Origin of the sequence: Suttonella ornithocola (assembly GCF_001889065.1) — a bacterium.
GTDB lineage: Bacteria > Pseudomonadota > Gammaproteobacteria > Cardiobacteriales > Cardiobacteriaceae > Suttonella_A > Suttonella_A ornithocola.
In genome coordinates, this window is sequence record NZ_LWHB01000103.1 from 1 (window position 1) to 5,866 (window position 5,866).

The following is a 5,866-nucleotide window of genomic DNA, read 5'->3' on the forward strand; positions in this document are numbered from 1 at the left end:
GCAATATTTGTGGCTCATTAGGCTATGCACAAACTGATGCGACTTTTGCTAAAAAAAGTAGTTCTTATTACAGAAGAAATTGCACCATATCCATTTAGCCCAATGAGTATTACGCAAGACCAAGTAGATTGTATTGTCGAAGTTGAAGCTGTTGGCGATTCTAGCAAAATTGGTGCAGGAGCAACACGGATGACAACAAATCCAAGAGAATTACTCATTGCACGCAAAGCAGCTGATGTGATTGCAAAGTCTGGTTACTTTAAGGAAGGGTTTAGTTTACAAACTGGTTCTGGAGGTGCTTCTTTAGCCGTTACTCGCTTCTTAGAAGACAAAATGCGTCAACAAAATATCAAAGCATCTTTTGCCTTAGGCGGTATTACTGCCAGTATGGTGGAATTACACGAAAAAGGATTGATTGAAAAGTTATTAGACGTACAAAGTTTTGATAGTCATGCAGCAGCATCATTGGCACGCAATCTGGGTCATATTGAAATCAGCGCTAATCAATATGCTAATTTTGGTTCTAAAGGAGCTAGTGTTGAACGCTTAGATGTGGTGGTATTAAGTGCTTTAGAGATTGATACAGAATTTAACGTAAACGTCATGACTGGTTCGGATGGTATTTTGCGTGGCGCATCAGGAGGTCATAGCGATGCTGCTGCTAGCGCTCGTCTAGCTATTATTGTTGCACCATTGGTTCGCGGTCGCATTCCAACAGTGGTCAAAAATGTAATTACCACTATTACACCCGGTGAACATATTGATATCTTAGTTACAGACCATGGCATTGCTGTTAATCCTAAACGCCCTAAATTAGCTGCTAGGTTGCGTGAAGCAGGAATAAAAATTATGTCTATTGATGAATTATATGCACGCGCAATAATGTTAACAGGTATACCAAATGCCATACGTTTTACTAATCGTCCAGTGGCTATTGTTCGCTATCGAGATGGCAGTGTGATTGATACCGTTTTTCAAATTGCTGACACCCCTCCTCTTTCATAAAGGATTATGAATACCGATAAGCTTACAATGGTATTAGCTGCACGTGATGCTCGCCAGCAAGCACAACAAAGCTTATTACAATCTGGTGTCAATAGTGTGGTAAGTTTTAGTGTGCTTGCACCGGGTGAAATTAAACGAAGTCCTTTTTTAGATAAAGTATTTCTTATAGGGCGTCAAAGAATTTATCACTATTTACATCATCACGGCTTTTCATTATGCGACCCCATTCATCTCAATCATAGTGGTGGAGAAAGTTGGCTCATTGGTAGCACAAACGAAGCAACTTCTCTTAAATCTGCTTTAATGACTTTGGAGCAATACCATCCCTTAGGAAGATTATGGGATATTGATGTGTTAGATAATCAAGGTATTCCCCTATCCCGTCAATCTTTTCATCAATTACCACGCCGCTGTCTTTGTTGTGCAGATGATGCTAAATCTTGCGCAAAAACACGGCGGCATTCTTATCTGGCGCTACAAGCAGCAATGCAATCTTACTGGCAACAATATCAAGATTGCCAGTACATTGCCTTGCAAATGGAGGAAGCCTTAATAACTGAAGCCAATCTTACCCCTAAACCCGGACTAGTAGACACTGATAACCAAGGTCCCCATCCTGATATGAGTTTATCTCTATTTCATCATAGTGCTAAACAACTTACTCCTTATTTTGCAGAATGTATCTTTATTGGTAGACAATTTTCAGAACCAAGTCCCGATATCATGACCATCATCCGTCCAATTGGTCAAGAAGCAGAACGTGCTATGTTTTCTGCTACTAACGGTATTAACACTCATAAAGGCGCTATTTTTTTCTTTTGCTTATTGGCTGCTGCAATTGGTTGTCAACCACGCTGGTCGTCTTCGTCTTTATCTGAAAACATTGCCATTATCAGCACTGATTTAAAAAAAGAGCTTGGTCAAGGCAAAAGTGCTGGAGCAGATGCCTATCGCCACTATCAGATAACTGGAGCACGCGGAGAAGCGCTTAACGGCTTTTCAACGGTTTTTACCTATGCCCTACCAGCTTATTGGCAAGCTTTTGCTCAAACAGGACAACGTGACCATGCCTTACGATATGCTCTATTAGTCTTATTTGCACACAACAATGATACCACTACCTTAAAGCGGGGAGGCATGACTGCACTACATTGGTTACAACAAACAGCAAAAATAGCACTTAAAGATAAAAAACTCATACAAACCCCTCAAGCATTGATTACTACACTCAAAGCACTTGATATGCAATGTAATATCAAAAATCTTAGTACGGGCGGTAGTGCAGATTTACTTGCACTGACCGCATTTCTTAGTCATTTTTTTACTCATCAGGAGCAACTATGACCACAACATCTCAAGATTCTTTCTTAAAAAAATATTGGAAGCAAATTGTTTTTCTTGCCATTCCTTGTATTATTTTTCACTGGTCACCACCAGAAGGACTTTCTCTAGTAGGATGGCGTGTCTTTGGTTGGTATGTTGTCGCTATATTTGGACTAGTTGCTAAACCTTGGGCAATGCCTGTCGTATTACTAACAGCAGTGACAGGAGCAGGTGTTGCAATTGGTTTTACACCGAATGAGCAATTAGAAATGAAAAATGTGCTTTCTGGTTATGCCTCTACTACAACATGGTTAGTCTTTACTGCCTTTGCACTTTCAACCGCTTTTGTTACGACTGGATTAGGTAAACGCATTGCCTATTTGATGATTAGAAATTTTGGTCATACCACTCTCAGACTCGGCTACATCAATACTTTCTTAGACTTAGCCATCTCACCAGGTATGCCATCAGTAACTGCACGTGGCGGTGGGATTATGATGCCCATTATGAACAACGTTGCATACGCCATTGGCTCAGAACCAGAAACTAGCCCCAAAAAAGGAGGACTATTTTTACTCTTAAATACCTACTTTACCGTAAAAAATACAGGTTACATTTTTATCACTGCAATGGCACCTAATGCACTCGCATTAAGCCTAATCATGCCTATTTTGAATATCAAACTAAATTGGACACAATGGTTTCTAGCTGCTGCTGTTCCCGGCTTGCTTATTACTTTTTTAACCCCGTTAGTACTCTACCTACTTTATAAGCCAGAAGTAACGTACGTCAATCGTCAAGAAATTGCTGAAAAAGGTCTTTCAGAAATGGGAGCAATGAAAACTAGCGAAAAATGGTTGCTCATTATCTTTATTAGCGCTCTTATCGGCTGGATAACAGGTAAATGGACAGGAATAAATGCAACAGCTGTTGCTCTAGCCGCTATGGTTGCTTGCCTGATTGTTAACGTAATTACTTGGGACAATGTCCTACAAAATAAAGGAGGATGGAATACCTTTATTTGGTATGGAGGCATTATTGGACTTTCTTCTGCATTAACAAAAGCAGGTTTTTTCAAATGGTTATCTATTATATTTGAACATCTTTTAGGTGGCGGTAATATTCATGGGGGCTATCCCATGTTGGCACTAATTCTTTTTGTTAGCGTTGCTATTCGCTATAGTTTTGCATCTGGTGGCGCTTATGTTGCAGCTATGATGCCTGTCTTTGCCACGGTGGGGGCCGTTATGCACATTGACCCACTTTTACTTACCTGTGGGCTTCTATTTTCAAATGCCTATGGTGGTATGTTGACACACTACGGTGCTGGTCCTGCACCAATTATCTTTGGAACAGGATATGCAACTATTAAACAATGGTGGATAGCCGGAGCAGTCATTGGATTTGGCTCATTAGTTATTCATCTAACAATAGGTGTACTTTGGTGGCAAATGTTGCAAAACATAGGCTTAATTGGGTAATGCACTTATATAACCAACTTCCCAAAAAATGCATACAACGTTAACTCAATATCTATATTGAAAACATTGACTTGTTTCAAAGTTCTGTATGCATTTTTCGGGAGTCCAGCTACAAAATGGGGTTTTGTAAAAGTCTCAGTTACTTAAAAAGCAAGCTTCATATAATGGACGTAGTGCTTCAATTGTTTCAACAATAAACGCTTGTACCTCTTTATCAGCCAGCACCTCTCGCGCCAAATGTTTCCCAATACGAAAGTAGCTGTTCTCATCTGTGAAACCATCCTGTAATACATTTGGAAAAGCCTGCCGATATTCCGCCACACGCAAATAATCAGCATACTCGCTATCATCATTTTTCCACAGTTCAAAATCGTCCCAATCCCCTTGTGCCAATAACATTTGCCATTGGCGATAAGCGGATAACGGCAAAATCGAACTTTTGGCGCGATACACATGCCAATCCAAACTCACCGTTAATCGCCGACGATTTAACAAAAGCGAAAAAATTGGCGCAGAAGACTGACAAAATTGATACTTAAAGAACGCAAAAAAATGCGCACGCACTTGCCAACCATTGCACCAACGCTCAATATGCGGCTCTGCAAAATCCTCACCTAATTGCAGAGAAACCGCTTGTATCAACGCACGCCAATCTTGCCAAGCCACCTTATATTCTGCTTTAATCGTATCAATCGCTTCAGGTTGATAACGCCTTAACTGCGCAAATTGAAAACATGGACGGTCAAACAAATCACAATGCGCCGCTGATAGCGCACTAATCTTGCTGCTCATCAGCCCAATTGCTCGCCACGCTCATCATCTTATACGCCAAATCTGCCGCCGTATAATCATAAACATGCAAACCACTAATTGGCGCATATTCCACCAAATCCATCCCCACAACTTCACGCCCTTCAACAGCCGATTGTAGCAAAGCAATCAACTGCCAAAAGCTCAATCCACCGGGAACGGGAGTTCCTGTCGCTGGCATAATCGCGCCATCCAAACCATCAATATCCACCGTTAAATAAATCTTTTTCGGAAAATCTGCGGGCAACGCGAATCTAAATTGCGGATTTTCCGCACAAATCGTTTTTGCATCTAAATAATGAATTTGAGCAGGAAACTCATCGCGCACCGCGCATTCTTCCATACTAATTGCCCGCACACCAATTTGAAATAACGGTAAATTCTCATCTACTAAACGCTTCATCACACTGGCATGGCTCCAAATACTGCCCTCATAACTCTCACGTAAATCCGCGTGCGCATCAAATTGCACCACACCAATCCGCTCATTAGGATACGCATCCACAACGCCCATCACCGCGCCATAACTAACCGTATGCTCCCCACCTAATACAAACGGAATATTACCCTTTTCTGCGACCGCTTTCGTGGCTTCTCGGATGCGCTGCATCACATCTGCCGCCTCTCCACGACAATCCACTGCTTGATGCGTATAAATACCGAATTGACAAGGCTCTCCCTGAATTTGATCATACGTTTCTAATTGATCAGAAGCTTCAATAATGGCTTGAGGACCTTTTGCAGTACCACCACCATAGCTCACCGACTTTTCAAATGGCACTGGGATAACATGAAAACGCGCACGCTCCTTATCCCCCTGACGAATTTCCGAACCTAAAAAAATACCAGACGCTTGCATAATTGCTCCTTAATTAAATCTAAAACCTTTGCTTATTTTAAAAGGTAAGCCTAAACAATAAAAATAATGCTATGAGCTTATAACTCAAATTCCAAAAAATGCCTATACGACAAGCCAATAAAAAGCATCTATCAATCTTTCCTAGTGGCACTTCTCGCGGTAAATATAGTGCAATCATCTAAAGCCCAACCCAATCCAAAGCAGATAAAAGAATAAAGTATCAATACAATCCATCCGCCATTCTTTGCGTATTTGCTTAATCCAAGCCCACATCTTTTCAATGGGATTTAAGTCTGGACTATAAGGGGGTAACCAAACTATCTCATGCCCATGCTCTTCAATGATTGCTTGAATATCACTGCGTTTATGAAAAGCGGCATTGTCCATG

The 5,866-nt window shown here is 41.1% G+C and carries 5 protein-coding genes and 1 pseudogene; 3 read left to right on the forward strand and 3 right to left on the reverse strand.

The features are described from left to right. From citF to A5N85_RS08250, 3 genes and pseudogenes are all read left to right on the forward strand, one after another. Positions 1 to 1,005, forward strand: a pseudogene (gene citF / locus A5N85_RS08240) (citrate lyase subunit alpha); the annotation flags it as partial. Between the two features lie 6 nt (positions 1,006 to 1,011). Continuing rightward, positions 1,012 to 2,349 carry a citrate lyase holo-[acyl-carrier protein] synthase gene (gene citX / locus A5N85_RS08245; RefSeq protein WP_072576805.1) on the forward strand — a complete coding sequence of 446 codons (1,338 nt, stop codon included), beginning with the start codon at positions 1,012 to 1,014 and terminating at the stop codon, positions 2,347 to 2,349. Next, positions 2,346 to 3,809 (forward strand): anion permease, encoded by a 1,464-nt coding sequence (locus A5N85_RS08250; protein ID WP_072576806.1) that lies wholly within the window; start codon positions 2,346 to 2,348, stop codon positions 3,807 to 3,809. The genes citX and A5N85_RS08250 overlap by 4 nt, the downstream gene beginning before the upstream one ends. Positions 3,810 to 3,944: 135 nt before the next feature. Here the strand turns inward: A5N85_RS08250 and A5N85_RS08255 are convergent, their stop codons facing one another. The 3 genes from A5N85_RS08255 to A5N85_RS08265 all read right to left on the reverse strand — a co-directional run. Then, on the reverse strand, positions 3,945 to 4,601 hold the full coding sequence (locus A5N85_RS08255) for an HI_0552 family protein (RefSeq protein ID WP_072576807.1): 657 nt from the start codon (positions 4,599 to 4,601) through the stop codon (positions 3,945 to 3,947). Then, positions 4,585 to 5,478, reverse strand: a complete 894-nt coding sequence (gene speB, locus A5N85_RS08260; RefSeq protein WP_072576808.1) for an agmatinase — start codon at positions 5,476 to 5,478, stop codon at positions 4,585 to 4,587. Before speB ends, A5N85_RS08255 begins: the two co-directional genes overlap by 17 nt. A gap of 174 nt (positions 5,479 to 5,652) precedes the next feature. Further along, on the reverse strand, positions 5,653 to 5,866 hold a 214-nt coding region (locus A5N85_RS08265; protein ID WP_143143130.1), incomplete at its 5' end, for a transposase.